The sequence below is a fragment of the Hungatella sp. SL.1.14 genome (assembly GCF_024460495.1).
In the GTDB taxonomy this organism is placed as follows: Bacteria; Bacillota; Clostridia; order Lachnospirales; family Lachnospiraceae; genus Hungatella; species Hungatella hathewayi.
In genome coordinates this window covers 1-394 of the sequence record NZ_JANFYJ010000167.1, presented here as the reverse complement: position 1 = coordinate 394, position 394 = coordinate 1, and the positions used below count along the sequence as shown (strand labels likewise).

Annotated in this window: 1 pseudogene; it reads right to left on the bottom strand. The window is 44.2% G+C overall.

Annotation, left to right across the window (positions count from 1 at the left end):
* Positions 1-114: 114 nt before the first annotated feature.
* A pseudogene (locus NE473_RS30510) lies at positions 115-394 on the bottom strand (SIS domain-containing protein); the annotation flags it as partial.

Genomic DNA, 394 nt, shown 5'->3' with positions numbered 1-394 from the left:
CATATTTTGAAGAGACAGACAGGCTTAAGGAGAGATACCGGGACAGGATCACTATAAAGGCGGGGATAGAATTCGGGGTGCAGAGCCACACCATTCCTTTGTTCCGCCGTGATTTTAAATAAACGTCTCCGGGAAATAATAGAGCTCCGAACAGCATACCGCTTTTGATGGTATCGCGTTATAGCTTGAAAACGCGTGTGCCGCAGCCTGGGCCAGATAGAGACTGGTGCCGCAGCCTGTGAAGATCAGTTCGTCGTAATCTTCTGCAAATACCTTGTCGAGAACACCATAAATATCCTCTAAAGTCTCATTGACAGCCTCAAATGATTCCGGCTGTAAATAAATTTCTTTGCATGTAATTTCACTGTTTCTCTTTTCCATTATAAAAATCCTC